This window comes from Micromonospora sp. NBRC 110038, from assembly GCF_020884815.1.
Lineage (GTDB): Bacteria > Actinomycetota > Actinomycetes > Mycobacteriales > Micromonosporaceae > Micromonospora > Micromonospora haikouensis.
Genome location: NZ_BBOL01000003.1, coordinates 582,563 through 608,499 on the forward strand (window position 1 = coordinate 582,563; position 25,937 = coordinate 608,499).

General features: G+C 73.5%; 25 protein-coding genes and 1 tRNA gene. 12 read left to right on the top strand and 14 right to left on the bottom strand.

Features of this window, described 5'->3' with window-relative positions; translation table 11 throughout:
* The first annotated feature begins 15 nt into the window (after window positions 1–15).
* Window positions 16–888 (top strand): carbohydrate kinase family protein, encoded by an 873-nt coding sequence (locus LPU61_RS14280; RefSeq protein ID WP_229405145.1) that lies wholly within the window; start codon window positions 16–18, stop codon window positions 886–888.
* Window positions 889–1,033: 145 nt separating this feature from the next.
* Here LPU61_RS14280 and LPU61_RS14285 read toward each other — a convergent pair whose 3' ends face one another.
* Window positions 1,034–1,555 carry a DinB family protein gene (locus LPU61_RS14285; RefSeq protein ID WP_043967000.1) on the bottom strand — a complete coding sequence of 174 codons (522 nt, stop codon included), beginning with the start codon at window positions 1,553–1,555 and terminating at the stop codon, window positions 1,034–1,036.
* Between the two features lie 159 nt (window positions 1,556–1,714).
* On the opposite strand from LPU61_RS14285, the gene LPU61_RS14290 reads away from it, so the two are divergent.
* Window positions 1,715–1,921: a hypothetical protein gene (locus tag LPU61_RS14290; RefSeq protein ID WP_043966998.1), complete on the top strand. Its 207-nt coding sequence runs from the start codon at window positions 1,715–1,717 to the stop codon at window positions 1,919–1,921.
* A 69-nt stretch (window positions 1,922–1,990) separates the two neighbouring features.
* Here the strand turns inward: LPU61_RS14290 and LPU61_RS14295 are convergent, their stop codons facing one another.
* The 3 genes from LPU61_RS14295 to LPU61_RS31595 form a co-directional block, all read right to left on the bottom strand.
* Window positions 1,991–3,142, bottom strand: coding sequence for a polysaccharide pyruvyl transferase family protein (locus LPU61_RS14295; protein WP_043966996.1), 1,152 nt, complete (start codon window positions 3,140–3,142; stop codon window positions 1,991–1,993).
* Window positions 3,143–3,293: 151 nt separating this feature from the next.
* Complete coding sequence (locus tag LPU61_RS14300; protein ID WP_229405146.1) at window positions 3,294–3,782, bottom strand: GNAT family N-acetyltransferase; 489 nt, start codon at window positions 3,780–3,782, stop codon at window positions 3,294–3,296.
* 32 nt (window positions 3,783–3,814) lie between these two features.
* On the bottom strand, window positions 3,815–4,414 hold the full coding sequence (locus LPU61_RS31595; RefSeq protein ID WP_043969270.1) for a TetR/AcrR family transcriptional regulator: 600 nt from the start codon (window positions 4,412–4,414) through the stop codon (window positions 3,815–3,817).
* 66 nt (window positions 4,415–4,480) lie between these two features.
* Here LPU61_RS31595 and LPU61_RS14315 point away from each other — a divergent pair, with 66 nt between their 5' ends.
* Entirely contained in the window at window positions 4,481–5,149 is a 669-nt protein-coding gene (locus LPU61_RS14315) for a dihydrofolate reductase family protein (RefSeq protein WP_229405147.1), read from the top strand.
* Here the strand turns inward: LPU61_RS14315 and LPU61_RS14320 are convergent.
* Window positions 5,121–5,918 carry an alpha/beta fold hydrolase gene (locus LPU61_RS14320; protein ID WP_043966992.1) on the bottom strand — a complete coding sequence of 266 codons (798 nt, stop codon included), beginning with the start codon at window positions 5,916–5,918 and terminating at the stop codon, window positions 5,121–5,123. The genes LPU61_RS14315 and LPU61_RS14320 overlap by 29 nt on opposite strands.
* Before the next feature lie 187 nt (window positions 5,919–6,105).
* Here LPU61_RS14320 and LPU61_RS14325 point away from each other — a divergent pair, with 187 nt between their 5' ends.
* The 4 genes from LPU61_RS14325 (at window position 6,106) to LPU61_RS14340 (ending at window position 9,769) form a co-directional block, all read left to right on the top strand.
* Window positions 6,106–6,978 carry a hypothetical protein gene (locus LPU61_RS14325; protein WP_229405148.1) on the top strand — a complete coding sequence of 291 codons (873 nt, stop codon included), beginning with the start codon at window positions 6,106–6,108 and terminating at the stop codon, window positions 6,976–6,978.
* A gap of 146 nt (window positions 6,979–7,124) precedes the next feature.
* Window positions 7,125–7,457: a DUF6204 family protein gene (locus tag LPU61_RS14330; RefSeq protein WP_077938892.1), complete on the top strand. Its 333-nt coding sequence runs from the start codon at window positions 7,125–7,127 to the stop codon at window positions 7,455–7,457.
* Window positions 7,458–7,539: 82 nt separating this feature from the next.
* Window positions 7,540–7,995, top strand: coding sequence for a hypothetical protein (locus LPU61_RS14335; protein ID WP_229405149.1), 456 nt, complete (start codon window positions 7,540–7,542; stop codon window positions 7,993–7,995).
* 574 nt (window positions 7,996–8,569) lie between these two features.
* Window positions 8,570–9,769 (top strand): pectate lyase, encoded by a 1,200-nt coding sequence (locus tag LPU61_RS14340; protein ID WP_229405150.1) that lies wholly within the window; start codon window positions 8,570–8,572, stop codon window positions 9,767–9,769.
* 151 nt (window positions 9,770–9,920) lie between these two features.
* Here the strand turns inward: LPU61_RS14340 and LPU61_RS14345 are convergent.
* The 5 genes from LPU61_RS14345 to LPU61_RS14365 all read right to left on the bottom strand — a co-directional run bounded on the left by LPU61_RS14345 (window position 9,921) and on the right by LPU61_RS14365 (window position 14,313).
* Window positions 9,921–9,992 (bottom strand) — tRNA-Val (locus LPU61_RS14345).
* A gap of 82 nt (window positions 9,993–10,074) precedes the next feature.
* Complete coding sequence (locus tag LPU61_RS14350) at window positions 10,075–10,542, bottom strand: peroxiredoxin (protein ID WP_007072327.1); 468 nt, start codon at window positions 10,540–10,542, stop codon at window positions 10,075–10,077.
* Window positions 10,543–10,642: 100 nt separating this feature from the next.
* Window positions 10,643–11,080: a DUF3052 domain-containing protein gene (locus LPU61_RS14355; protein WP_043966983.1), complete on the bottom strand. Its 438-nt coding sequence runs from the start codon at window positions 11,078–11,080 to the stop codon at window positions 10,643–10,645.
* Between the two features lie 112 nt (window positions 11,081–11,192).
* Window positions 11,193–13,751 carry a transketolase C-terminal domain-containing protein gene (locus LPU61_RS14360; RefSeq protein WP_229405151.1) on the bottom strand — a complete coding sequence of 853 codons (2,559 nt, stop codon included), beginning with the start codon at window positions 13,749–13,751 and terminating at the stop codon, window positions 11,193–11,195.
* 79 nt (window positions 13,752–13,830) lie between these two features.
* Complete coding sequence (locus LPU61_RS14365; protein WP_043966981.1) at window positions 13,831–14,313, bottom strand: MarR family winged helix-turn-helix transcriptional regulator; 483 nt, start codon at window positions 14,311–14,313, stop codon at window positions 13,831–13,833.
* A 223-nt stretch (window positions 14,314–14,536) separates the two neighbouring features.
* Here LPU61_RS14365 and LPU61_RS14370 point away from each other — a divergent pair, with 223 nt between their 5' ends.
* Window positions 14,537–16,189: an alkaline phosphatase gene (locus LPU61_RS14370; RefSeq protein WP_229405152.1), complete on the top strand. Its 1,653-nt coding sequence runs from the start codon at window positions 14,537–14,539 to the stop codon at window positions 16,187–16,189.
* Between the two features lie 47 nt (window positions 16,190–16,236).
* Here LPU61_RS14370 and LPU61_RS14375 read toward each other — a convergent pair whose 3' ends face one another.
* Both LPU61_RS14375 and LPU61_RS14380 read right to left on the bottom strand, forming a co-directional pair.
* Entirely contained in the window at window positions 16,237–16,641 is a 405-nt protein-coding gene (locus tag LPU61_RS14375; RefSeq protein ID WP_176734070.1) for a secondary thiamine-phosphate synthase enzyme YjbQ, read from the bottom strand.
* A gap of 92 nt (window positions 16,642–16,733) precedes the next feature.
* Window positions 16,734–17,054 (bottom strand): hypothetical protein, encoded by a 321-nt coding sequence (locus LPU61_RS14380; RefSeq protein WP_199486231.1) that lies wholly within the window; start codon window positions 17,052–17,054, stop codon window positions 16,734–16,736.
* 157 nt (window positions 17,055–17,211) lie between these two features.
* Here LPU61_RS14380 and aceE point away from each other — a divergent pair, with 157 nt between their 5' ends.
* Entirely contained in the window at window positions 17,212–19,956 is a 2,745-nt protein-coding gene (aceE, locus tag LPU61_RS14385) for a pyruvate dehydrogenase (acetyl-transferring), homodimeric type (protein ID WP_043966978.1), read from the top strand.
* A gap of 344 nt (window positions 19,957–20,300) precedes the next feature.
* On the opposite strand, the gene LPU61_RS14390 is transcribed toward aceE, so the two are convergent.
* The gene (locus tag LPU61_RS14390; RefSeq protein WP_043966977.1) at window positions 20,301–20,747 is read right to left on the bottom strand and encodes an SRPBCC family protein; all 447 of its coding nucleotides are present in this window, start codon (window positions 20,745–20,747) and stop codon (window positions 20,301–20,303) included.
* A 252-nt stretch (window positions 20,748–20,999) separates the two neighbouring features.
* On the opposite strand from LPU61_RS14390, the gene LPU61_RS14395 reads away from it, so the two are divergent.
* The 3 genes from LPU61_RS14395 to gltX are packed head-to-tail and all read left to right on the top strand — an operon-like array spanning window position 21,000 to window position 25,166.
* Entirely contained in the window at window positions 21,000–22,415 is a 1,416-nt protein-coding gene (locus tag LPU61_RS14395; protein WP_229405153.1) for a GH1 family beta-glucosidase, read from the top strand.
* A 4-nt stretch (window positions 22,416–22,419) separates the two neighbouring features.
* A complete protein-coding gene (locus LPU61_RS14400) occupies window positions 22,420–23,697 on the top strand; it encodes an MFS transporter (protein ID WP_229405154.1) in 1,278 nt (425 codons plus the stop codon).
* 59 nt (window positions 23,698–23,756) lie between these two features.
* On the top strand, window positions 23,757–25,166 hold the full coding sequence (gene gltX / locus LPU61_RS14405) for a glutamate--tRNA ligase (RefSeq protein ID WP_255700104.1): 1,410 nt from the start codon (window positions 23,757–23,759) through the stop codon (window positions 25,164–25,166).
* A gap of 90 nt (window positions 25,167–25,256) precedes the next feature.
* On the opposite strand, the gene LPU61_RS14410 is transcribed toward gltX, so the two are convergent.
* Window positions 25,257–25,871, bottom strand: coding sequence for a copper resistance CopC family protein (locus tag LPU61_RS14410; protein WP_229405155.1), 615 nt, complete (start codon window positions 25,869–25,871; stop codon window positions 25,257–25,259).
* Window positions 25,872–25,937 lie beyond the last annotated feature (66 nt).

The window sequence follows — 25,937 nt, forward strand, 5'->3', positions numbered from 1 at the left end:
CGCTACGGTCGGGGGATGTTCGACCTTCTGGTGCTCGGGGGGCTGGGGGTGGATCTGCGGGTACATGTGCCGCAGCTCCCCCTGCCGGCCGCCGACTCGCTCACCGTGCCCCCGATCGACCTGCGGATCGGCAACACCGGGGCGGGGGTGGCGCTGGCCGCCCGCGCACTGGGGCTGCGGGTCGCGGTCGTCGACGTGCTCGGTGCCGACCCGGCCGGCGAGGTGGTGCGCCGGGCGCTGGAGCGGGCCGGGGTGCACGCCGAGCTGGTCGTCGACCCCGGCGGCACCCGCCGGTCGGTGAACCTGGTCGACCCCGCCGGCCGGCGGATGTCGCTCTACGACCCCCGCCCGTGGCAGGGGCCGCCGCCGTTCTCGCCGCAGCGGTTGGCCGCGCTCGCCCGGGACGCGGCGCACGTACACGTCTCGATCATGGACTGGGTGCCGCCCCTGCTGCCCGGCCTGCGCGCCGGGCTGCCCGCCGGGGTGGGCCTCTCCACCGACCTGCACGACTGGGACGGCGACAACCCTTATCACCGGCCGTTCGCCGAGGTCGCCGACCTGGTCTTCGTCAGCGGGGTGCGGCTGGGCGACCGGGCCGGGGCGCTCGCCGCCGCCCTCGCTCCCCGGACCACGGCGGTCACCCGGGGCGCGGACGGGGCGGAGCTGTTCACGGGCGGGGCCCCGCCCGTGCGGGTGCCGGCCGCCGCCGCGCCCGCCCCGGTCGTGGACACCAACGGCGCCGGGGACGCCTTCGCGGCCGGCCTGCTCGCGGCCCGGCTGCGCGGCGCGGGGCTGGCCGACGCGGCGACGTACGCGGCCCGGGTGGCCGCCGCGGCCTGCGCCCACGACGGCATGGAGTACCCGCCGGGGCTGCTGCCGACCCGGTGAGCGGGGCGGCCGCAGCCCCGGTGAGCGGGTCGGGCCGGGTCGCTGAGACGCGACCGGGCCGGTGAGCGGGGCGTATCCCGGCCGGTGAGCCGGGAGGGACGCGGCCGGGCGGGCGGGGCCGGTTCGCCGCCGGGGCCGTTCGTGGTCAGATCGCGCCGGTGGAGCCGTCGGTCAGCTCGCGCAGGATGTCGGCGTGCCCGGCGTGCCGGGCCGTCTCCTCGATCATGTGCGTCAGGATCCAGCGCAGGGAGACCTCGCCGAGCTGCGGCTGCGGCACCACGTGGTCGAGGTCGAAGCGCGCCGCGACCTCCCGGGACCGGGCGCACGCCCGCTCGTAGCCGGCCACCAGGGACTCGACGGTGTCGGACCCGTCGAGGGTGAAGCTGTCCACCGCATCCGCCTCGCCGGTGACGTGGACGTCGCCCGGCCCGGGGGCGAGCAGGGCCGGGAACCAGTTCCGCTCCACCAGCGTCAGGTGCTTCACCAGGCCGGCGAGGGTGGTGCGGGAGGGCACCAGCCGGCGACGCGCGTCGGCGTCGGAGAGCCCGGCCACCTTGCGAAGCACGATGCCCCGGTGGAAGTCGAGGAAGGATTCGAGCACCGCGCGCTCGTCGCCGGTGCGCGCCAACACGGGGCCGAGGGTCGGGTCGATCTTGATCTCCGCCATCTCCGCACCCTACTTGTCCGATTCTGGTCGCGCTGCCCCGCGCGGCGGCCCCGCCGGGCGTAGATCTTGGAAGAAAATGGCCCCCGGAGGGGCCGAAAATCACCAAGATCTCCGGGTGACGGCCCTGCGGGGCCTCCGGTGCCGGGGCAGGATGGGCCCATGGCAGCAACGGCAGAGATCCCGCTGACGGGCGGCAGCGCCGACGGGCAGACGGTCAGGGTGGAGCTGGACAGCAACGGCCGGCCGCCGCTGACCCACCACCACCTCGGCGGGCACGGGCTGGCCGAGGCCGAGATCTACGAGTTGGAGTCGACCGTCGGCGGGGATCAGGGGTGGCTCTACCGCTGGCGGGGGCCCGCCGTCTGACCGCCGACCGCCACCGCGGCGGTGGTGGGGTCAGGCCGCCCCGACGCGCTCCACGCCACCCGGCGCAGGTCAGGCCGCCCCGGCGCGGGTCAGGGTCCGCGACCGCAGGCTCTCCAGGACCGCGCCGGTGACCTGGGAGGTCCCCCGGGCCTGCTCGCAGACCTCCGCCACCCGGCGGGCGGTCTCCGCGGCGCGCGCGTGCCGCTCGTCCCACAGGCGGTCGACCTCGGCCAGCAGCGGCCCCTCGACCTCGCGTTCCACGCCGCGCAGCGCGGGCACGCCGAGCCGCTGGGCGAGGTCGAAGACCTTTCCGGCGTACGGCAGGGGCAGGAACGGGGTGCCGACCATCGCCGAGAAGATCAGGAAGTGCAGTCGCATGCCGACGGCGAGGTCGAAGTGCCGCATCAGCCCCAGCACCTGCCGGGGCGAGTAGTCCCCGTGCAGGATGCGGCCCCGGTCGGCGGCCGTCATGTGCGACATCACGCCGTGCGAGTGCCGGATGTCGTCGCGTTCCATCGGCACGAAGAGCACGTGCGCGTCGATCCGGTGGATGAGGAAGTCGGCGATCTGGGCGATCAGCCGGTGGTAGCCGTCGACGTCGAGCCGCTCGGCGGCCCGGCCCGGCTCCCGCACGCTGAGCCCCACCAGCCGCTTGCCGTTCGGCACGCCCTCCTCGCGCAGCAGGTGCGCGGGGAACTCCTCCGGCTCCAGCAGGAACGCGGGGTCGGCGGTCACCGTGATCGGGTTGAGCAGCCCGGCCTCCTCCAGCACCATCCGGGACTCCTGGTCCCGCACGGTGACCTCGGTGGCGCCGGCCAGGGTCTCCCGCACCATGCCGGTGTCCACCCCGTCGCTGAGCGGGCCCACCCCGACCGCGTACGTGAGCAGGGGCAGCCCCCGCTCCTGGGCGACCCGCACGACGCGCAGGTAGCGGCGGGCCTCCCGGTCGTACAGGATGCCGCCGCCGCCGAGGATCAGCAGGTCCAGCTCGGCCAGCACCTCGGCCGAGTCGACCCGGCTCACCCCCTCCCACGGCACGGCCTCGACGTCGGGGTGCGCCTGGGCGGTGTGCGCCGGATTGCGGGAGAAGACGATGATCCGTGCGTCGGGCTCGTGTGAGCGCAGGTCGGCCAGCAGGCCGCTCAGGATCGCCTCGTCGCCGAGGTTGCGACCGCCGTACGAGCCCAGCACGCCGATCGTCGGTGCGGTGCGGTCCCTCATTGGCCTCGCTCCTCCCCGCAGGATGCGCGTTCCGGGTGGGTTTCCCGCTGCCTGCGGGGGCACACGTCCCGATGTCGGGCGGGGGCGGATCGGCATCGCGGCAGGGGCGGATCGGCGTCGCGGCGCGGTCAGCCCGGCGGATCGGCGGCGTTCAGCCCAGCGCTGCCGGCGGCGGCAGCGGCTTGACCATCTGCTGTGCGGTGACCCGGAAGCCGAGGCTGTCGTAGAGCCGGATCGCCACGGTGTTGTGCCCGAACACGTTCAGCCCGAGCCGGTCGACGCCGAGCCGGGCGAGTTCGGCCTCGGCGAGCTGGATCATCCGCCGCGCGTGCCCCTGCCCCCGGTGGGCGGGATGCACCTCGATGTTGTGGATCCAGGCCATCGTGGGCAGGTCGGCACCGGGCAGGGTGGTCCAGATCCAGCCGACCTCCTCGCCCTCGACCAGGGCCACCCGCAGCAGGACGCCCGGGCTGGCCACCCCGTCGGGCAGCAGCCGGCCGATCTGGGCCAGCGCCTCGGCCCGGGCCGCCTCCGGCGACAGTCCCCGGGCCTCGGCGAGGTTCTCGGCGTACGACCGCTCGAGCCCGACCCGCAGGCGGACGAGCTGGTCGTCGGTCATCGGGGCCAGGGTGAGCGACACGCGACTCCTTCGGCGCTTCGGGCGGGCCGCCGTCAGTCGCGGGCGACCCCGGGTCGCGGGGCGGCGCCGCCGACGAGGCGGGACACCAGGGCGGAAACCACCTCGTCCACGTCGAAGCCGGCGTCGATCGACGTGGTGAGCAGGTCGAGCAGCAACCCGTCCACCGCATAGTGAAGCAGGGCGATCTCGAACGCGCCACCCGGTAACCCGGCGGCGGCGTGGAACGCGACGTCGTCGGCGTACCCCCGGCGGAGCACCTCGGCCAGGCCCCGGCCCAGCTCGGGGTGGCGGGCCGCCTCCAGCCGCAGCTCGATCAGCGCCCGGGTGACGTACGGCTCGCGGGTGGTGCGTTCGACGATGTAGCGGACGTAGTCGGTGGTGAGGTCGATCGACGGGTCGCGGGCGGCGAGCCGGGCGAGGACGGCCTCGTCGGGGGCGTACCGCTCGAAGACCCGCTCGCCGAGCGCGCCGAGCAGCGCCTCGCGGGTGGGGAAGTAGTTGGAGGCGGTGCCGGTGGGCACGCCCGCCTCGGCGTCGACGGCGCGGTGGGTGAGGCCCCGCGCCCCGGCGGCGGCGAGCACGCGCAGCCCGGCGTCGGCGAGCAGGGCACGTCGTTGGGGGTTCCGGGCCATGCCGAACACCCTAGCAACAACCACGACAGGTGTAGTACGTTCCAACCACGACAGCAGTAGTGGTTGATGGGAGTCCCCTTGCGCAAGCTCGTGTACTACGTGGCCAGCACCCTCGACGGCTTCATCGCCGCCCCCGACGGGTCCTACGACTTCTTCCCCCTGGAGCCGGACGTGGCCGCCCACCTCACCGCCGGATGGCCGCAGACCTTCCCCACCTTCAGCCACCCGCAGCTCGGCATCGACCGACCCACCGGGCGCTTCGACGCGGTGCTGATGGGGCGTGCCACCTACGATCCGGCGCTGCGCGTCGGCATCACCAGCCCGTACGCCCACCTGCGGCAGTACGTCTTCTCCCGTTCGCTGCCGCCGTCGACCGACCCCGGGCTGGAGGTCGTCGCCGGCGACCCGGTGGCCTTCGTCCGCGAGCTGAAGGGGCGGCCCGGGGGCGACATCTGGCTCTGCGGCGGCGGGAACCTCGCCGGGCAGCTCCTGCCCGAGGTGGACGAACTCGTCGTCAAGCTGCACCCGATCGTGGCCGGCAGCGGCATCCCGCTGGCCGCCCGGGGCTTCGCGGCGCACCGGTTCACCCTGACCGGCACGCAGTCGTTCGACAGCGGCCTGGTCCTCCTGCACTACGCCGCCGAGCCGGCCCCGTCGTCGGCGTCGACCGGCACAGCGGACCCGGCGGCAGCGGACCCGGCGGGGGTCACTGCGGAGGGCGCGCCGGGGCGGTGAGGAACGGCAGCACGGCGGCCGGCAGCGCGGGCGAGTCGAGCATCTCGTAGTGGGTCAGCCCCGGCAGGACGGCCAGCCGCGACGCGGGACGGTCGCTGCCGTCCCAGCCGGCGTCGCGGTGGCCGCCGCCGAGCAGCCCGAAGAACTCCGCCACGTGGCTGGTCGGGACCGAGTCGGCGTCGGCGAAGACCAGCAGGGTCGGGTTGGCCAGGGCGGCGACCTGCGCCGACCAGTCGTAGTCGCGGCGCAGCAGCTCCCCCGTCTTCGCCCACAGCGCCGGCCAGTCCTGCGGGCGGGGGGCGATCCGGGCGTACAGCTCGTGCGGTGGGGTGCCCCGCATCCGCTCCCCCGTCGCCGCGTCCTGGGCCGCCATCGCGGCCAGCACCTCCGGATACCACCCCCCGCTGCGGCACGGCGCGGAGACCACCACGAGGCGGCGCACCAGCGCGGGATGCTGGATCGCCAGGCGCAGCGCCACCCCGCCGCCCAGCGAATAGCCCAGCACGTCGGCCTCGCCGAGGCCCAGGTGGCGGATCAGCGCGGCGACATCGTCGGCCATCGACTCGAACCGCAGGGGACGGTCGACGTCGGCGGTGCGGCCGTGCCCCTGGAGGTCGACCGTCACCACCCGCCGCCGGCCGGCGAACGCCGGCAGGAGCGGGGCGAACGACTCCGCCGCGCCGTACCCCCCGTGCAGCAGCACCAGCGGGCGGCCCGACCCGCGCACCTCGTGCCACAGCCGCAGGCCGTTGACCTCCGCGTAGCTCACCCCGGGCACCTCCGGCTCCGTCCGACCGTCCCGCTTCCGATCCAACCCCAGCGGTACGACATTCCGGCCCGGAAACTTCTCCGGAGTTTTCTGTTGGCGGCCCGCCCCCTCGGCTCTCCCACCGGTGTCAACGCACACACACCCTCGGCCGGATCGCCCGCCGAGCTTCTCTGAGAGGTCGAACAGCATGCGAGAAGGATTGAACCGGAGCCGGTGGACGCGTCGCACGGCCGCCGTGGGCGGGGCCACCCTGAGCGCGCTCGTGCTCGGCCAACTGGCCCTCACCGGGCCCGTGGCGGCGGTGCCCGGCCTGAGCATCAGGACGACCACCGGCCCGAGCAACTCCGTCGCGAAGTCGCAGGCCGCCACCTGTCCGGCGGGCACCACCGTCATCGGGGGCGGCGGCGCGATCACCGGCTCCGGCCTCGGGCAGGTCGGCATGGACATCATGCGTCCGCTGGTCGGCGGGGGCGCGTTCTCGGTGACCGGCCGCGAGGACGGCAACGGCGTCGCCGGCGACTGGGCGGTCACCGCCAGCGCGGTGTGCGCCCCGGCCCCCAGCGGCCTGGTCACCGTCTCCGGCAGCTCCGCCCCCAGCCTCGGCACGTCCAACTGGTTCGAGAAGTCCTGCCCCGCCGGCAAGCACGCCATCGGGGTCGGCGGCGCGGTCGTCGGGGCGGGGAACAGCGAGGTGATCCTGGAGGACCTGCGCATCCAGCAGAGCAGCGTCGTGGTCGCCGGCGCCGAGGACGACACCGGCTTCGCCGGCACCTGGTGGCTCGACGCCACCGCCATCTGCGCCGACCCGCTCCCCGGCGAGCAGCGCGTCGTCGACGACAGCTCCTACAGCTCCGCCGCCGTCCAGTCGGTGGTCGCCACCTGCCCGCCCGGCACCCGCGTGCACGGGGTGGGCGGCGAGATCGTCGGCGGCGACGGCCAGGTGCGCCTGACCGAGATGCGGGCCACCTCCTCGACCACGGTCACCGTCCGGGCCATGGAGGACGAGAACGGCTTCAGCAGCAACTGGAAGGTGCGCGCGTACGCGGTCTGCGCCAACTGACCCGGTCGCGGCGGTCCGCCGGTCACCCCCGGCGGCCCGCGCCGTCGCAGCGGCGGGGCGTAAACCGCTTGCCGTACGCCGGGGGCGCGGCACGATGAGGGTGGAGTCGCCGCGTGACTTCGTCCACAAACCGGGGAGCATCAACAATGGCGGACAAGGCGTATCAGGTCATCGTGCGCGGCAGGTTCGCGCCGCTCGACGCCGGGCAACGGGCCGCGCTGCTCGCCCGCGCCGACGAGCACGACGTGTTCGCGGCGCGGTTCACGGAGGAGGGCACGGTGACCTACGAGCGTTCCCTGCTCGGGTTCACCTTCCGCTGCGTCGTCCGGGCCACGGCGGAGGACGCAGCGGAGGTGGTGACCGGCCGGGCGGAGGCGCTGGCCGCAGCCGCCGTCCGGGGGCTGGGCGCCGACCACGGCGACCTCACGTCGGTGGCGACGGACCTCGACAGCATCAAGGTCCGCCCCCGGGGACGCTGACCCCGACGACAGCGGGAGTCCGGTCGCCTCGGATCGTCTCAGCTCAACGCATAGAGTGCCTGATGTGGATCTTGCTGGGTGCTTGGAGCGGGTGCTCGGACTTGAGAAGCAACCGCTACCGGGTCCTCACACTGCCGTTGCCGACACGGCAGGTCCGGGCTACCAGATCCTGTTCCTGTGCACCAGTGCCGAATCCTGGGAGGATCGCTCCCAGACCGACGAGGTATGGGATCACTTCGATCGGGGGTGCCTGGTCCTGGCGGAGTCGCTTGCTCAGGTGTGGGGGCCACCGGAGCGGATCGAGCTGGGCCCGGTCCTGGAACGCTCGATGCGGGGCGAGGCAGTGTCGGCCCTGGCTGGTGTCCTTTCCAACTTCGTGCCATCCCTGTCTGCCTGGCACTTCGACGATCGCACCGTGTGTGTCGGCGTCGGCCAGTGGGATGCGGAATTCCCGATCACCCTGGTGGCTGCGGCTGGTGACCTTGCTGAGCCGATCGCCGGTCCGCGTCGGGACCGCCCGTACGCCAGCTGGGCCTGAACGTCCTCGCTGAGACAACTACGGCTGGCCTGTCTGAACCCCGCCCGCCTTATAAGCCCGCCCGCTCCGAGGTCACCGGGGCGGTGAAGAACTCGGCAAGCGCGTCGACCAGGTGGCGCGGGGCACGGTTGAGCGCGTCGTGACCCGCGCGCGGCACCACCAGGGTGCGGGCGTGCGGCAGGGCTCCCGCCAGGGCCTCGTTGGTCGGCCGGTAGTAGGGCGGCCGGCCCCGCCGCAGGCCAGCAGCACCTCGGCGTCGACGCCGGCCCACTGCTTCGGCGGGCCGTCGTGGCGGAAGATCAGCGTCGTCTCGTCGAGAGTGGTGGGCCGCACTGTCCGGCCCTGCTGCTACCACCGTTGCCGCCGACAGCAACAGGGCCGACCGCTTCGGCGCACAGGAACTTCCAACCCTCGATGAGCAGCGCCAACAGCTCGTCGCCCAGCAGGTCACCCGGCGCGGGTGCCAGACGTTGGCGAATCGGCAATCGCAACCTTGCCGCGCCATCGATAAAGCCCTATGGTTACTGGAAAGCGCTTTCCGTAACAGGGTGTTCATGATTGAAGGGCGGATCAGATGAGACGCAAAGTTGCTACACGGTGGCTGGCCGGCGGTGCCACTGCGGTCGCAGGGGCCGTCGCCGCGCTGGCGCTGCAGGTCCCCCACGCCTCGGCCGCCACGAACCTGAGCATCGGTGCAGGCGCCGACGGCTCCAGCAAGGCCAGCGGCACCAGCTATGGCAACGTCATCGACGGCAACACCAGCACCTTCTGGTCGCCGAGCGGCTCGACCGGCACGATCTCGGTCAAGTGGGGCGGCGCCACCACGGTGTCCTCGGCCGTCATCGTGCAGGCCTCGGGCGGCGGCTCGATCAGCGGCTGGCAGCTCACGAACCACGACACGGGCGCCGTCCTGGCCAGCGGCAGCAGCGCCCCGAGCACCATCAACTTCTCCTCGACGTCGCTGAAGAAGCTCTCCTTCGTCATCACCAGCGCGTCCGGTGCCCCGCGGATCGCCGAGTTCGAGACGTACTCCAGCGGCGGGTCGACCCCGACCACCAGCCCCACCAGCGGTCCGACGTCCGGCCCGACCAGCAACCCCGGCGCACCGACCGGCGCGTGGCCGTCGTCGGCCGGTTCGGTGAGCATCTCGGGCACGGTCAACGTCTCCGGCACCTTCGACGGCGGGATGAAGACCTACTGCTGCATCGGTGACGGTGGGCAGGGCGAGTCGCAGGACCCGATGTTCAAGATCGCCAACGGCGGCACGCTGCAGAACGTCATCCTCGGTTCGCCCGCCGGTGACGGCGTGCACTGCGAGGGCACCTGCACGCTGCGCAACGTGTGGTGGAACGACATCGGTGAGGACGCCGCCACCTTCAAGCAGACCAACGGCGGCACCTCCTACGTCATCGGTGGCGGCGCGCGCAGCGGCAGCGACAAGACCTTCCAGCACAACGGCAACGGCACGGTCAACATCTCCGGCTTCTACCTCAAGGGGTCCGGCAAGCTGTACCGCGGCTGCGGCAACTGCTCCACCTCGTACACCCGCCACGTGCGAATCGACAACGTCCTCGTCGACGACATCGACATGCTCGCCGGCATCAACAGCAACTGGAACGACACCGCGACGATCACCCGCGTGGTCGTCATCGGCTCGGCCACCATCTGCGGCAAGTACAAGGGTGTGCCCAAGGGCAGCGAACCCAGCTACCTCGGTGAGGGCTGGAACGACGCCAACTGCAAGGTCAACAGGAGTGACGTCACCTTCCGGTAGTCACTGGACACCCACGTTCGCGAAGGGGCACCTGCCTGGCGGCGGGTGCCCCTTCGGTGTCCGTCGTCTGTCTCGCCACAGACCCCTGTGCGGGCCTGTCAGCGGCCGGGTTCTTGAGCTTCGGAAGCGCTCCCGCGCTGGTGGTGATGGGTGGGCGCGGCAGGTTTCGAACCTGCGACCCCTCGCTTGTAAGGCGAGTGCTCTCCCACTGAGCTACGCGCCCCGAACGCCCGCACGGCGGGCCGGAGTCCGGCAAGCTTACCCTGCCGACTCCGGCCCGCCGCGCCGGTGTGCCCGTGGTGGGATCAGGCGGCGACGGCGTCGGCCAGCGCCTTGCGCCAGCCCTGCTGGTCGCGCGCCTCGCCCGGCATGTTCATCTCGGCGAACCGGACGACGCCGGCCTTGTCGATCACGAACGTGCCCCGGTTGGCGATGCCCGCGACGTCGTTGAAGACGCCGTACGCCTGGGCGACCGCGCCGTGCGGCCAGAAGTCGGCCAGCAGCGGGAACTGGTAGCCCTCCTTCTCGGCCCAGATCTTGTGGGCGTAGACCGAGTCCACGCTCACGGTGAGCACCTGGACGTCGTCGTTGACGTACTCGTTGAGGTTGTCCCGCACCTCGCACAGCTCGCCCTGGCAGATGCCGGTGAAGGCGAGCGGGTAGAAGACCAGCAGCACGGTGCGCTTGCCACGGAAGTCCGACAGCCGGACCTCCTGGTTGTTCTGGTCCTTGAGCACGAAGTCCGGCGCCTCGGCGCCAACCTCGATCGGCATGCGAGCTCCTTGGGTCGATTCTGGAGGTGGCATCAGCCTGCCACACCCGAGGGCCGGGGCCACCGAGTGTGGCCGGCCCCACGGGCGGGGGCAGGTTCGGCTACTTCTTGGCCTTGGCGCCCCGGCGCAGCACGAGGCGGGCACCGCTCCAGTCCCGGCCGGCGTTGACCGTGGACGTCTGTTGCAGGCCGGCGGTGGGCGCGGACTCCGCGATCTCGCTCGGCTCGACGTGGCCCTCCCGCCCGGCCTTGGGGGTCAGCAGCCACACGACGCCGTTGTCGGCCAGCGGGCCGAGGGCGTCGACGAGCAGCTCGAAGAGGTCACCGTCGCCGTCGCGGTACCAGACCAGCACCGCGTCGACCACCTCGTCGGTGTCCTCGTCGACCAGCTCTCCACAGCGGTCGGTCAGGGCGTCCCGGAGATCCTGGTCGACGTCCTCGTCGTACCCCATCTCCATGACGACCATCCCCGGCTCGATACCGAACCGGTCCGCCAGGCTGCGTACCCCGTCGGCGGCCTGACCAGCGGTCGCGCTCACTGTCGCGTGCCTCCTCATCTCGTCCCTGCTCGCGGCGTCGCGGCGACGCCGTCAGGCAAAGTCCACACACTCGCGGCCCCCCGCGCAAGTGGCGCACCGGGTGGAACGGAATTTACCGTGCCAGCAGCGTACGGGCACCCTGGGTGATGGCATCCTCGGTGACCAGCACCTCACGCGCCGCCGGACCTAATGGTACAAACGAGTCAACTGAGGCCACCCGGCGCGCCGCACCGACGTACCCGCCGTCGACCAGCGCCGCGAGCACCCCCTCGCCGACCCCGCCGGAGCGGCGGGTCTCGTCCACGACCAGCACCCGGCCGGTCACCGACGCCTCCCGGACGATGTCCGCGACCGGCAGCGGGGCGATCCAGCGCAGGTCGACGACGCGGCTGCCGATCCCCTCGTCGGCGAGGGTGGCGGCGGCGCGCAGCGACATCGGCACCCCGTTACCGAAAGTGACGATCGTGACGTCCTCGGCGGAGCCGACGCCGTACACCCGGGCCCGGCCGACCGGCGCGTGGCCGGCGGCCCACGCGCCGGGCCCGGCGTAGTCGGCCAGCCATTCGCCGTCGCCCTCCGTGTAGAGGTCGCGGGTGTGGTAGAGCGCGATCGGCTCCACCAGCACGCAGACGCTGCCGTCGACGGCCGCGCTCGCCAGGCAGGTACGCACCATCGCGGCGGCGTCGTCCGGCCGCGCCGGCACCGCGATCACCAGCCCGGGCACGTCCCGCAGCACGGCCAGGGAGTTGTCGTTGTGGAAGTGCCCGCCGAAGCCCTCCTGGTACGCCAGCCCCGGCACCCGCACCACCATCGGGTTGCGGAACGCCCCCGAGGAGAAGAACCGCATCGTCGCCGCCTCGCCGCGCAGCTGGTCCTCGGCGTTGTGCAGGTACGCCAGGTACTGGATCTCCGGCACCGGCAGCAGCCCGGCCAGCCCGGCGCCCAGGCCGAGCCCGAGGATCGACGTCTCGTCGAGCAGCGTGTCGAAGACCCGGGCCGCGCCGTACCGGTCGCGCAGCCCCTTCGTCACCCCGTACACCCCGCCCCTGGCGGCGACGTCCTCGCCGAAGACGACCATCCCGGGGTGGTCGAGCATGCCGTCGGCGAGGGCGGCGTTGATGCTCTGCGCCAGGGTGAGCGGGCCGGCCGCCTCGGGCAGCCGGCCGCCGAACACGTCCGCGCGGGCCGCCGCGCCGGGCCCGCCGGCCCGGGTCGCCGCGTCCGCGACGGCGCGGGCCACCCGGGCCGGGCGGCGGGGCGCGGTCTCGGCGACCACCTCGGCCGCGGAGGCGAGTTTCGGTTCGCCGAGCACCTCCTCGGCGATGCGGCGTACCTGCCAGCCGCGCTCGTCGTAGCGGGCCAGCAGCTCGTCGGCCGTGGCGACGCCCGCCGCCACGAGCAGCCGGGCGGTGGCCAGCAGCGGGTCCCGGTCCAGGTCCGCGGCGATCTCGCCGGAGCTGCGGTACGCGGCCTCGGCGTCCGCGCCGGCGTGCCCCATCAGCCGTACGGTGCTCAGGTGCAGCACGGCCGGCCGCCGGTGCCGGCGCACCCAGCCGGCCGCCTCAACGGCCGCCTCGTACGCCTGCACGGGGTCGGTGCCGTCGGCGGAGAAGTAGCGGATGCCCGGCTTGGACCGCAGGGTCGCCTCCACCCAGCCCTTCGGGGACCGGACGCTGATGCCGAGCCCGTTGTCCTCACAGACGAAGAGCACCGGGATGCGCAGGCCGGTGTGGTCGTACCAGCCGGCGGTGTTGAACGCGGCGGTGGCGCTGGCGTGGTTGACCGAGGCGTCGCCGAACGAGCAGACCACGATGGCGTCCGGCGGCCACGGCGAGCGGGGCGGCTGCCCGACGTCGCCGAGCGGGTCCGCACCGGCCCGCCGCCCGGCCGGGTCGCGGCGACGCAGCCGTTCCAGGGCCAGCCCCGCGCCGACCGCCCTGGGCAGGTGCGAGGCGATGGTGGAGGTGGTCGGGACGATCGCGAGGTCGGCCCGGCCGAAGACCTTGTGCCGGCCCCCGGCGATCGGCTCCCGGGCCGAGGCGACCATCCCGCGCAGCACGTCCCGGGCGGCACCGGCGTACGCGTCCTCCCGCCCGGCCGCACCGTCGCGGCCCGCCGCCGGCCCGCCGGCCGCACCGACCGCGGCCTCGACCCCCGTCTCCGCCCCGGCCCCGGCCCCGACCTCGGTCTCGGGCGGCGGTTCCTCCGCGTCGGACGGCGTGGGTGCCGCCTCGGGCCGCGCGGGTTCCGCCTCGGCCGGCGTGGCCTGCGCCCCGGGCGTCGGCGCGTCGGTCTCCCCCTCCGGCCCGGGGAAGGCGACCTCCCCGGCGGCCTGGGCGGCGCGGAGGCAGTAGAACGCGCCCGAACGGTAGTGCAACAGGGCCGGGTCCCCGGGACGCAGCGCGGCGGCGACCGCGGCGTTGCCCTCGTGGCCGGCGGAACCGATGGTGTAGAAGCCCTCGCCGAAGCTGCGCAGCCACCGCCCGGCGAGGTCAAGCTGCCGGCTGGTGACCTGGGCGTCGAAGAGGTCCAGCAGTTGCGCCCCGGTCAGCGGCGCGCCGTCGTGGACCCGCTCGGCCGGGTCACGTCGCCGGGGCGCGGCGGCGAGCCCGGCGAGGGCCTCCCGGAACCGGTCGTCGAGATCTTGCGGGGTGGTCACGTCCGACAGCATTACCGACGCGGCGGCCGGTCGCCCACTCAGACACGTCCGCCCGGGGCGGGTCACCGTCGCCGCCGGGCCCGGCGGCGCGTCACCGCGAGGCGCGCTCCCCTGGGCAGTCGCCGTCGGCGACCTTCCACATCAGCTCGTGCAGGGTGGCCAGCTCGGCGTCGGTGAGCCCGGCGAGGAGTCGGGAGTCCGACATCACCCGCTCGACGCGGTCGCGCATCCGCCGGCCCGCCTCGGTGACCACGAGGGTCTTCTGCCGCCGGTCGGTCGGGTCGGCCCGGCGCTCCACGAGGCCCGCCTGCTCCAGCTTGTCGACCAGGGTGGTGACGTTGGAACGGTCGCAGCGCAACTGGTCGGCCAGGGTGCGGGCCGGCAGCGGGCGGTCCGGGTCCAGCACGTGCAGCGCCCGGGCGACGGCCGGGGTCAGGCCCAGCCCGGCCACCCCGGCCTCCTGCCGGTGCCGGATGGCCGAGGCCACGTGCATGATCCGGCGTACGGCGGCACCGGCCAGGTCGGCGCGGCCACCCGCGGAAGGCCCCGCCTCGGTGGGGATGCGCTGCGCCATGCCGCAATCGTACGCCCAGCGCAACTGTTGAACACCTCCATCAGTTTGGCCGCCCGACCGACCACCCGTCCACCCGCCTAGCCGCCCGGCCGCCCGGCGGGTGTTTGCAGGGGTCCCTTGTTCGACAAAAGGCGATGGCAAGGGGCCCTTCCTTTCACCTGACGGCCATCGGCGGGCGCAACGCTCCCCGGAGTCGAACAACACGGACTCTGGGGAGGAAACCGTGACACTGTCCCGACGTACGATCCTGCTCTCCGGCGCGGCGGTCGGCGCGGCCGGCGCGGTGGCCGGGCTGCCCGTGGCGGCCGGCGCGGCGGCGGCCCGCCCGCTGCGGCAGGACCCGTTCACCCTCGGGGTGGCCTCCGGCGACCCGGACCACGAGGGTTTCGTGCTGTGGACGCGGCTGGCCCCGCAGCCCCTCGCGGAGGACGGCCTGGGCGGCATGCCGGCGCGGCCGGTGGCGGTGACCTGGGAGGTCGCCGCCGACGAGGGGCTGCGGCACGTGGTGCGGCGCGGGGTGGCGCAGGCCCGACCCGAGGCGGCGCACAGCGTGCACGTGGAGCTGGGCGGGCTGCTGCCGGGCCGGGAGTACTTCTACCGGTTCCGGGCCGAGGGGTACGCGTCCCCGGTCGGGCGCACCCGCACCGCGCCGGCGCCGGGAACCCTGCCGTCGGCCCTGGCCATGGGCTTCGTCTCCTGCTCGCAGTACGAGCACGGGTACTTCACCGCGTACCGGCGGCTGGCCGAGACCGAGCCGGAGCTGATCCTGCACCTGGGCGACTACCAGTACGAGTACGAGAAGGGCACGTACACGGTGCCGGGCGGGAACCCGCGCGACCACGAGGGCCCGGAGACCCGGACGCTGGCGAACTACCGGCAGCGGCACGCCCAGTACAAGACCGACACCGACCTGCAGGCGGCGCACGCGGTGGCCCCCTGGGTGGTGGTCTTCGACGACCACGAGGTGGAGAACAACTGGGCCGACGAGGTGCCGGAGGCCCCGGACCCGGACTTCCTCGCCCGGCGGGCGGCGGCGTTCCAGGCGTACTACGAGAACATGCCGCTGCGGCGCACCTCGCTGCCGCGCGGCATCGACATGCAGTTGTACCGGCGGGTGCGCTGGGGCCGACTGGCCACGTTCCACATGCTCGACACCCGGCAGTACCGCGACGACCAGGCGTGCGGCGACGGATACAAGGAGTGCGCCGCGGCGGCCGACCCCGCCCGGTCGATCACGGGGGCGGAGCAGGAGGCGTGGCTGCTCGACGGGTTCCGCCGCTCCGACGCGCGCTGGGACATTCTGGGCCAGCAGGTCTTCTTCGCGCAGCGGGACAACAACTCGGGGCCGCTCACGGTCACCAGCATGGACGCCTGGGACGGGTACGTGGCCTCCCGCGACCGGATCACCCGGGGCTGGCTGGCCGCCGGGGTGCGCAACCCGGTGGTGCTCACCGGCGACGTGCACGCCCACTGGGCCAGCGACCTGAAGCTCGACTACGCCGACCCCACGTCGCGCACGGTCGGCAGCGAGCTGGTCTGCTCCTCGGTCACGTCGACCGGCGACGGCGCGGACTCGCCGACGGGCTCCCACCCGTGGTTCGCGTTCAACCCGCACCTGCGCTTCCAGAACAACCTCCGGGGGTACGTCCGCACGACGATCACCCCGGCGCAGCTGGCGGCCGACTTCGACGTGGTGCCGTACGTGAGCCGGCCGGACGCCCCGGCGTACACCCGGGCGACGTTCGTGATCGAGGACCGGGTGCCGGGCCTGCACCAGACGTACGACCGGCCGCCGGCACCGGCCGCGCGCACCGCCCCCGGGGCCGGGGCGGACCTGGGCCGGCAGACGGTGGAGGCGGAGACCCTGCGGCCCTGACCGGGCGGCCGGCGCGGGCCGGCGGGCGGTCAGCGGCCGGCGGGCGGTCAGCCGGGCAGGAACGAGAAGCGGACCTTGCGGGTGGGGTTGTCGCCGTTGGTGTCGACCAGGCAGATGGACTGCCAGGTGCCGAGCGCGAGCCGCCCGTCGATCACCGGCAGGGTCGCGTACGGGGGGACGAGGCCGGGCAGCACGTGGTCGCGCCCGTGGCCGGGCGAGCCGTGCCGGTGCCGCCAGCGGTCGTCGGTGGGCAGCAGGTCGTCCAGCGCCCGGAGCAGGTCGTCGTCGGAGCCGGCACCGGTCTCGATGACGGCGAGGCCGGCGGTGGCGTGCGGCACGAAGACGTGCAGCAGGCCGTCGCCGGCGCCGGAGACGAACCGTTCCGCCTCGGCGGTGATGTCCCGGACGGTCGGTCGGGAGCCGGTCTGGACGGTGATCACCTCGGTGCGCATACGGCGCATTCTGCCGCCGGAACCCGGGGCCTGTCAGCCGGGACCCGGGTCGCGGCCGGGCTTCCGTCAGCCGGGAGCCGGCCGGACCTGCCTCAGCCGGGACCCGGGTCGCCGGACCAGCCGGTGCCGGCGTCGCCGGCGTGGAAGTCGGCACCGGGCTGGCCCGCGCCCGCGCCGTACGCGCCGGAGCCGTACGAGGCGGCGGGGTCGCCGGTGGTGGTGGCGTAGCCGTAGCGGGCGCTCCGGCCGCCGGTGCGGTTGAGCAGCACCAGGCCCGCGGCGAGCAGGGCCAGGCCGAGCAGCCCCACGGGGGCGGTGTCGAGTCGGCCGCCGGCGAGGCCGAGCACCGACAGCAGCAGGGTGAGCGCTCCGGCCAGCACGAGTGCGCTCGCCACGGCTCGCAGCATCGTCATGGGTCGACGGTAGGAGACGGCCGCAAGCAGCCATAAGTTACCGGCGGGTACCTGTGTTGAGCGTCGCGTCTGGGGGAGGCAGACGTGACGAAAACCGTCGGTAGAAGGCAGGATGAACGTCTAGAGACCTATCCCACACACAACCGAGGGAACGCCTGTGGCCACGGAACGCAAGCGCCCGGTGATCACCGCCGGTCTGCCGAGCCAGCTTCCGGACATCGACCCCGAAGAGACCGGCGAATGGGTCGAGTCGCTGGACGGTGTCATCGACGAGCGCGGAACCAAACGCGCCCGGTACGTGATGCTGCGCCTGCTGGAGCGCGCGCGGGAGCGCCAGGTCGGGGTGCCGTCGCTGACCACCACCGACTACATCAACACCATCCCGCCGGAGCGCGAGCCGTGGTTCCCGGGTGACGAGCACATCGAGCGGCGGATCCGGGCGTACATCCGGTGGAACGCGGCGATGCTGGTGCACCGCGCGCAGCGCCCCGAGATCGGCGTCGGCGGGCACATCTCGACGTTCGCCAGCTCCGCGTCGCTCTACGAGGTGGGCTTCAACCACTTCTTCCGGGGCAAGGACCACCCGGGCGGCGGCGACCACATCTTCTACCAGGGTCACGCCTCGCCGGGCATGTACGCGCGGGCGTTCCTGGAGGGGCGGCTGAGCGAGAACCAGCTCGACGGGTTCCGCCAGGAGCTGTCCCACCCGGGCGGCGGGCTGCCGTCGTACCCGCACCCGCGGCTGATGCCGGACTTCTGGGAGTTCCCGACCGTCTCGATGGGCCTCGGCCCGCTGAACGCGATCTACCAGGCCCGGTTCAACCGGTACCTGCACCACCGGGGCATCAAGGACACCTCGCAGCAGCACGTGTGGGCGTTCCTCGGCGACGGCGAGATGGACGAGGTCGAGTCGCTCGGCGCGATCGGCGTGGCCGCCCGCGAGGAGCTGGACAACCTCACCTTCGTGATCAACTGCAACCTGCAGCGGCTCGACGGGCCGGTCCGGGGCAACGGCAAGATCATGCAGGAGCTGGAGGCGTTCTTCCGGGGCGCCGGCTGGAACGTCATCAAGGTGGTCTGGGGCCGCGAGTGGGACCCGCTGCTCGCCGCCGACACCGACGGCGCGCTGGTCAACCTGATGAACAGCACGCCCGACGGTGACTACCAGACCTACAAGGCGGAGTCCGGGGCGTACGTGCGGGAGCACTTCTTCGGCCGCGACGCGCGCACCCGCAAGATGGTCGAGGGGCTCACCGACGACGAGATCTGGAACCTCAAGCGGGGCGGGCACGACTACCGCAAGCTCTACGCGGCCTACAAGGCGGCGATGGAGCACACCGGCCAGCCGACGGTCATCCTGGCCAAGACGATCAAGGGCTGGACGCTCGGCTCGCACTTCGAGGGCCGCAACGCCACGCACCAGATGAAGAAGCTGACGCTGGACGACCTGAAGCTCTTCCGCGACCGGCTCTACCTGGACATCTCGGACAAGACGCTGGAGGAGAACCCCTACCTCCCGCCGTACTTCACCCCGGGCGAGAAGTCCGAGGAGATCGCCTACCTGCGGGAGCGCCGGGAGCAGCTCGGCGGCTACCTCCCGTCGCGGCGGACCGCCGGCCGGACGCTGGCGATCCCGGGCAGCGAGCGGTTCTCCGACGTCAAGCGGGGCTCGGGCAAGCAGAAGGTGGCCACCACGATGGCCTTCGTCCGCCTGCTCAAGGACATCATGAAGGACAAGGAGTTCGGCAAGCGCTGGGTGCCGATCATCCCGGACGAGGCCCGCACCTTCGGCATGGACTCGCTGTTCCCGACGCAGAAGATCTACTCGCCGCACGGCCAGCGCTACACCTCGGTCGACCGGGAGCTGTTCCTGTCGTACAAGGAGTCGACGACCGGGCAGATCCTGCACGAGGGGATCAACGAGGCGGGCTCGGTGGCCTCGTTCACCGCCGCCGGCACCGCGTACGCCACGCACGGCGAGCCGATGATCCCGCTGTACATCTTCTACTCGATGTTCGGCTTCCAGCGCACCGGCGACGGGTTCTGGGCGGCGGCCGACCAGATGGCGCGGGGCTTCGTGCTCGGCGCGACCGCCGGCCGCACCACGCTCAACGGCGAGGGCCTCCAGCACGAGGACGGCCACTCGCTGCTGCTCGCCGCCACCAACCCGGCGGTGGTGGCCTACGACGCGGCGTTCGCGTTCGAGCTGGCGCACATCATGGAGAACGGCCTGCACCGGATGTACGGCGAGCAGCCGGAGAACATCTTCTACTACCTGACCGTCTACAACGAGCCGATCCACCAGCCGGCCGAGCCGGCCGACGTGGACGTCGAGGGGCTGCTCAAGGGCATCTACCGCTACTCCCCCGCCCCGAAGGTCGACGGCGACGGCCCGCGGGCCAACATCCTGGCCTCCGGCACGGGCATGCAGTGGGCGCTCAAGGCGCAGCAGCTGCTCGCCCAGGACTGGGGGGTGGCCGCCGACGTGTGGTCGGTGACCTCCTGGACGGAGCTGCGCCGCGACGCGGTGGAGTGCGAGGAGCACAACCTGCTCCACCCGGGCGCGGAGCAGCGGGTGCCGTACATCCAGCAGAAGCTGGCCGACGCCGACGGGCCGAAGGTCGCGGTCAGCGACTGGATGCGCGCCGTACCGGACCTGATCGCCCGCTGGGTACCGGGCGACTACACCTCGCTCGGCACCGACGGGTTCGGCATGTCCGACACCCGGCACGCGCTGCGCCGGCACTTCCACGTCGACGCCGAGTCGGTGACGGTCGCGACGCTGCGGCAGCTCGCCCTGCGTGGCGCGGTGCCGGCGCAGGTGCCGGCCGAGGCGGCGAAGAAGTACGCCATCGACGACGTCAACGCGGCCCCGGTCGGCGAGACGGGCGGCGACAGCTAGCCACAGGCACGACGGAGGGGCCCGGCGCGCAACCGCGCCGGGCCCCTCGCCACACCAACCCCCACCCCACCCCACCGCCCTCGCCCCGCCCTCGCCCCGCCCTCGCCTCGGTGATCAAGAGGTTTGCGTCACCGGGAAGATCAACTTTGACACTTTTCTCTTGATCACCGGGGCGGGGGCGGGGGGCGGGACCGGGCGGGGGCGGGGGCGGGGCGGGGCGGGGCAGGACGGAGCGGGGTGGGGAGAGGGTGGGTGGGCAGTGTGACGGCGGTGGTCCGGGGCGTTCCTGGTGGGGACGCGCCGGGCCACCGCCGTCGCGGATGGCGCTGTGAGACGTGCCCCGCTCAGCCGACGGCGGCCAGGTCGGTCAGCCGGGCCAGCGAGTCCTCCAGGTCGGCGCCGACCCGCCGCAGCCCGAGCCGGAGGAGGGCGGCCTTGACCGGGCCGGCGGGCCAGCGTACGACGATGAGCCGCACGATGGTCCCGCCCTCCTCCTCGTCTGCGGTGAGCTGGACGTAGATCTCGGTGCGGGCCTCGGCCCGGGCACCGGCGCCCTTGGCGCGCTCCCGCCAGCCGATCAGGGTCGGCTCCTGGAAGGCGATCACCTCGGCCTCGTGCGCCGACCCGCGCCCGGCCTGGACCAGTTGTCGCCGGCCGAAGCCCTCCCCCGAGAGGACCTCCGCCGCGCGAACTCCCGCCAGCCAGGCCGGCAACTGCTCGGCCCGCTGCACGACTTCCCAGACCGCTTCCACCGGCGCCATCACGTGCGCACTGCGTTCCACGAGGATCATTCTGTTCTTTCCCCCACTGAGGACATCCGCGATATTCGGCACTCTATGCGCTAAATCGGACGCAACCGGACAACTTTGGAAAAGACACGCCGAAAACCCTTGCGCCCCGATCGCCGGCGGCCTATGGCGCAAACTCCCGCCGCGGCCTAGAGTCCGAACACGTTTCACGTTCGCCGGCTGCCCGGCCGGCATCGTGGGACGTCGCGCGTCCCGCGCCCGCGGACGCGCCGGCCCCTGCCGCCTGGAGAGCGCATGACCACCGAGCCGCTGCCCGAGTTCCCGGCCGGATTCCGCTGGGGAGTCTCCACCTCCGCGTACCAGATCGAGGGCGGGGCGACCGCCGCCGGCCGGGGGCCCTCCATCTGGGACACGTTCGCGCACACCCCCGGGCTGATCGCCGACGGCAGCACCGGCGACGTCGCCTGCGACCACTGGCACCGGCACGCCGAGGACGTCGCGCTGATGGCCGGGCTCGGGGTGTCGGCGTACCGGTTCTCGGTGGCCTGGCCCCGGGTCCAGCCGGGCGGCACCGGTCCCGCCAACGCCGCCGGCCTCGACTTCTACGACCGGCTCGTCGACGACCTGGCCGCCGCCGGGATCGACCCGGTCGCCACGCTCTACCACTGGGACCTGCCGCAGCCCCTCCAGGACGCCGGCGGCTGGCTGCACCGGGACACCGCCGCCCGGTTCGCCGAGTACGCCGACCTGGTCGCCGCCCGGCTCGGCGACCGGGTGAAGCTGTGGATCACCCTCAACGAGCCGTTCATCCACATGAGCCTCGGCTACGGCACCGGCGAGCACGCCCCCGGCCAGACGCTGCTGTTCGACGCGTTCCCGGCGGCCCACCACCAGCTCCTCGGGCACGGGCTGGCCGTCGCCGCGCTGCGCGCCCGCACCGGCAGCCCGGTCGCCATCGCCAACAACTACTCGCCCGTGCGCCCGGCCGGCGACACCGACGCCGACCGGGCCGCCGCCGCGGCGTACGACGCGCTGCACAACCGGCTGTTCACCGACCCGCTGCTCGGCCTCGGCTACCCCGACCTGCTCGACCTCGACCCGGGGCTCGTGCGCGGCGACGACCTGGCCGTGATCGCCACGCCGCTCGACGTGCTCGGCGTCAACTACTACAACCCCTCGGGGGTACGCGCGCCCGAGCCCGGCTCGCCGCTGCCGTTCGAGCTGGTGGAACTCGCCGGGTACCCGCGCACGGCGTTCGGCTGGCCGGTGGCCCCCGACGGGCTGCGCGAGCTGCTCACCGGCCTACGCGACCGCTACGGCGACCGGCTGCCCCCGATCCAGGTCACCGAGAACGGCTGCGCCTACGACGACGTACCCGATGCCGAGGGCCGGGTCCACGACCCGGACCGGATCGCCTACCTCGACGCCCACCTGCGCGCCCTGCGGGCCGCGATCGACGACGGCGTGGACGTCACGGGCTACTTCGTCTGGTCGCTGCTGGACAACTGGGAGTGGGCGGAGGGCTTCACCAAGCGCTTCGGCCTCGTGCACGTCGACTTCGGCACCGGGGCGCGCACGCCCAAGTCGTCGTACGCCTGGCTGCGCGACGCCGTGACGCGGCCCGGCGCGGACGCGGCGCCCGGCGCGGCCTCCACGGCACCCGGCGCCGCCGCGCCCGCCTCCCGCCGCGTCACATCCGACGCGGAGTAGCGCCGTGACCACCGTCGACCCGACACCGGCGTCGCTGCCCGCCGCGCTCGCCGAGCCGACCGTCCCGGTGCGGCGGAGCTGGATCGCGCTGATCTTCGCGGCGAACCTCGGGGTGTGGATGGCCTTCTTCACCCCGATCCAGGTGCTGCTGCCCCAGCAGATCGAGCGGATCGCCCCGGGCGACAAGGAGGCCATGTTCGCCGTGGTCACCGGCCTCGGCGCGCTCGCCGCGGTGCTGGCCAACCCGCTCGCCGGGGCGCTGTCGGACCGCACCTGCCTGCGGGTGGGCGGCCGGGAGCTGGGCCGCCGGCACGTCTGGACGGCCGGCGGCGCGGTGCTCGGCGCGCTCGCCCTGGTGCTGCTGGCCCGGCAGGACACCATCGCCGGGGTCGCGGTCGGCTGGGTGGCCGCCCAGGTCTGCTTCAACGCGATGCTGGCCAGCCTCACCGCCGGCATCCCCGACCGGGTGCCGGTGCTGCAGCGCGGCGGCGCCTCCGGCTGGGTGGGCATCCCGCAGTCGCTGGGCCTGGTGCTCGGCGCGGTGCTGGTGACGGCGGTGGTGACCGGCAACGCCGCCGGGTACGCCACGATCGCGCTGGCCGTGCTGCTGCTGTCGCTGCCGTTCGCGCTGCTCACCGCCGACGACCCGCTGCCCCGGGCGCACCGGCCGCCGCTGCGGGTGGGCGCGCTGCTCGCCTCGATGTGGATCAGCCCGCGCCGGCACCCGGACTTCGCCTGGGCCTGGCTCACCCGGTTCCTGGTGCAGCTCGGCAACGCGCTGGGCACGCTGTACCTGCTGTACTTCCTCGCCGACGGGGTGCGCTATCCCGACCCCGAGGGCGGGCTGCTGGTGCTGATCCTGCTCTACACGCTCGGGATGATCCTCACCGCCGTGGTCTCCGGCCGGCTCTCCGACCGCTCGGGCCGGCGCAAGGTCTTCGTGATCACCTCCGGGCTGGTGATGGCCGTGGCCGCGCTGCTGCTGGCCGTCGCGCCGGTCTGGCCGATGGCGATGGTCGCGGCGGTGCTGCTCGGCGCGGGCTACGGCGTCTACCTGTCGGTGGACGCGGCGCTGATCACCGAGGTGCTGCCGGCGGCCACCGACCGGGCCAAGGACCTCGGGGTGATCAACATCGCGAACTCCGCGCCGCAGGTGCTCGGCCCGGCGCTGTCCGCCCCGATCGTGGTGCACCTGGGCGGCTACCCCACCCTGTACGCGGCCACCGCGGCGGTCACCCTGCTCGGCAGCGCGCTCGTCGTCAAGATCCGTGGCGTGGCGTGACGGTGGAGATCAAGGGGCCCCTCCGTTAACCGCTGGCCGGCGGCCGTAGGCTGGGAGACGTGACGGTACGTGTACGCTTCGCCCCCTCCCCGACCGGAATGTTCCACGTCGGCGGCGCCCGCTCGGCCCTGCAGAACTGGATCTTCGCCAGGCAGCAGGGCGGGGTGTTCGTGCTCCGCGTCGAGGACACCGACGCGGCCCGCAACAGGCCGGAGTGGACCGAGGGCATCCTGTCGGCGCTGGACTGGATCGGCATCGCCCGGGGCAGCTACGAGGGCCCCTACTTCCAGTCCTCGTACGCCGCCGAGCACCGGGCCGCCGCGCAGCGGCTGCACGAGAGCGGCCGGGCGTACTACTGCGACTGCACCCGCGAGGCCGTGCAGGCGCGCACCGGCTCGCAGTACTCCGGCTACGACGGCTTCTGCCGCGACCGGGGCCTGGCGGCCGGCGAGGGGCGCGCGCTGCGGTTCCGCACCCCGGACACCGGCGCGACCGTGGTCGTCGACCTGATCCGGGGCGAGCCGACGTTCGAGAACAAGCTGATCGAGGACTTCGTCATCGCCCGGGGCGACGGGTCGCCGGTGTTCCTGCTGGCCAACGTGGTCGACGACATGACCATGGGGATCACCCACGTGATCCGGGCCGAGGAGCACCTGCCCAACACGCCGAAGCAGCAGCTCCTGTGGGACGCGCTGGGCGTCAAGCCGCCGGTCTGGGCGCACGTGCCCGTGGTGGTCAACGAGAAGCGGCAGAAGCTGTCCAAGCGGCGGGACAAGGTCGCCCTGGAGGCGTACCGGGACGAGGGCTACCTCGCCGACGCGATGCGCAACTACCTGATGCTGCTGGGCTGGGCCCCGTCGGGCGACCGGGAGATCGTGCCCTGGTCGGTGATCGAGGACGAGTTCCGGCTGGAGGAGGTCAACCCCTCCCCCGCGTTCTTCGACGAGAAGAAGCTGCGCGCGTTCAACGGCGACTACATCCGGGCGCTGCCGGTCGACGAGTTCGTGGCCGCGTGCCGGCCGTGGCTGACCGGCACCGACACCATCGCGCCGCCGCCGTGGCAGCCGGAGGAGTTCGACGAGGCCGCGTTCGCCGCCGTGGCCCCGCTGGCGCAGACCCGCATCGCGGTGCTCAGCGAGATCGTGCCCAACGTCGACTTCCTCTTCCTGGCCTCGCCGAGCATCGAGGAGGCCGCGTGGGCGAAGGCGATGAAGGAGGGCGCGGCCGAGCTGCTCGACGCGACGGTCGCCGCGTACGAGGGGCTCGCGTCGTGGGACGCCGAGTCGCTGAAGGCGACGCTGGAGGCGGTCGGCGCGGAGCGCGGCCTCAAGCTCGGCAAGGCCCAGGCGCCCGTCCGGGTGGCGGTCACCGGCCGCACCGTCGGGCTGCCGCTGTTCGAGTCGCTGGAGGTGCTGGGCCGCGAGCGCACCCTCGCCCGGTTGCGCGCCGCCCGCCTGCGCCTGCCCTGATCGGGTACGCGACGCCTGCCTGATCGGGTACGCGAACGTAGGGGCCCGCCGGTGGACCGGCGGGCCCCTACGCGTCCTGCCTGGGGTCGGTCAGGTGCCGGCGCGGCGGCGGCGCACGGCGAACCCGCCGGCAGCGGCGGCCACCAGCAGCACGCCGCCGCCCAGCGCCCAGAGCCAGCCGGGCGGGCCCCCGTCGGTCGACTCGCTGGCGGCCGGCACGGCGCTGCCGGCACCCTCCGGGGTCGCGGCGGCCGACGACGGCGCGGCGGCGGACGGGGCATCCGACGGCGGGACGGGCTCCGGCGCGGCGGCCGACGGCGACGGGGACTCGGCCGGGGTGCCGGTGGTGAGGGTGAACCGCACCTCGCCCTTGATCGGGTGGCCGTCGGCGGATCCGAGCTGGTAGCCGACGATGTATAGGCCGGCCTTGCCGGGCGCGAACGGGATCCGCACCCGCGTTCCGGAGAAGGTCGGCTCCCCGTCGAGGGCGGCCACATTGTCCGGCCCGGTGACTGTGATCTTCGTCGTACCCGGGTTCGGTTTCGCCAGGAACCGGAGCTCGATCAGCTCCGGCGCGGTGGCGATCCGCGCGCCGTTGGCCGGGTTGCTGCCGCTCAGTGAGTTGTGCGCGGCGGCCGGCGCGGCCGGGAGCACGAGCGACACACCGAGCGCCACGCCGAGCACGGCCAACCAGGTACGCGCCACGCGTGGGAACCTGCCCCCCATGTACACCTCCGTAAAGGTACTATCCGCCCGCTGATCTACGGCCGA

Excerpts from the sequence above, each read along its gene's own strand:
- LPU61_RS14365 (WP_043966981.1), bottom strand. The coding sequence starts at position 14,313 with ATGGCGCAGCGCATCCCCACCGAGGCGGGGCCTTCCGCGGGTGGCCGC.
- LPU61_RS14350 (WP_007072327.1), bottom strand. The coding sequence starts at position 10,542 with ATGCCGATCGAGGTTGGCGCCGAGGCGCCGGACTTCGTGCTCAAGGAC.
- LPU61_RS31595 (WP_043969270.1), bottom strand. The coding sequence starts at position 4,414 with ATGGCCCGGAACCCCCAACGACGTGCCCTGCTCGCCGACGCCGGGCTG.
- LPU61_RS14395 (WP_229405153.1), top strand. The coding sequence starts at position 21,000 with ATGACCACCGAGCCGCTGCCCGAGTTCCCGGCCGGATTCCGCTGGGGA.
- LPU61_RS14325 (WP_229405148.1), top strand. The coding sequence starts at position 6,106 with ATGCGAGAAGGATTGAACCGGAGCCGGTGGACGCGTCGCACGGCCGCC.
- LPU61_RS14315 (WP_229405147.1), top strand. The coding sequence starts at position 4,481 with ATGGGAGTCCCCTTGCGCAAGCTCGTGTACTACGTGGCCAGCACCCTC.
- LPU61_RS14290 (WP_043966998.1), top strand. The coding sequence starts at position 1,715 with ATGGCAGCAACGGCAGAGATCCCGCTGACGGGCGGCAGCGCCGACGGG.
- LPU61_RS14330 (WP_077938892.1), top strand. The coding sequence starts at position 7,125 with ATGGCGGACAAGGCGTATCAGGTCATCGTGCGCGGCAGGTTCGCGCCG.
- LPU61_RS14380 (WP_199486231.1), bottom strand. The coding sequence starts at position 17,054 with ATGACGATGCTGCGAGCCGTGGCGAGCGCACTCGTGCTGGCCGGAGCG.
- LPU61_RS14280 (WP_229405145.1), top strand. The coding sequence starts at position 16 with ATGTTCGACCTTCTGGTGCTCGGGGGGCTGGGGGTGGATCTGCGGGTA.
- LPU61_RS14360 (WP_229405151.1), bottom strand. The coding sequence starts at position 13,751 with ATGCTGTCGGACGTGACCACCCCGCAAGATCTCGACGACCGGTTCCGG.
- LPU61_RS14285 (WP_043967000.1), bottom strand. The coding sequence starts at position 1,555 with ATGGCGGAGATCAAGATCGACCCGACCCTCGGCCCCGTGTTGGCGCGC.
- LPU61_RS14295 (WP_043966996.1), bottom strand. The coding sequence starts at position 3,142 with ATGAGGGACCGCACCGCACCGACGATCGGCGTGCTGGGCTCGTACGGC.
- LPU61_RS14340 (WP_229405150.1), top strand. The coding sequence starts at position 8,570 with ATGAGACGCAAAGTTGCTACACGGTGGCTGGCCGGCGGTGCCACTGCG.
- LPU61_RS14375 (WP_176734070.1), bottom strand. The coding sequence starts at position 16,641 with ATGCGCACCGAGGTGATCACCGTCCAGACCGGCTCCCGACCGACCGTC.
- LPU61_RS14390 (WP_043966977.1), bottom strand. The coding sequence starts at position 20,747 with ATGATCCTCGTGGAACGCAGTGCGCACGTGATGGCGCCGGTGGAAGCG.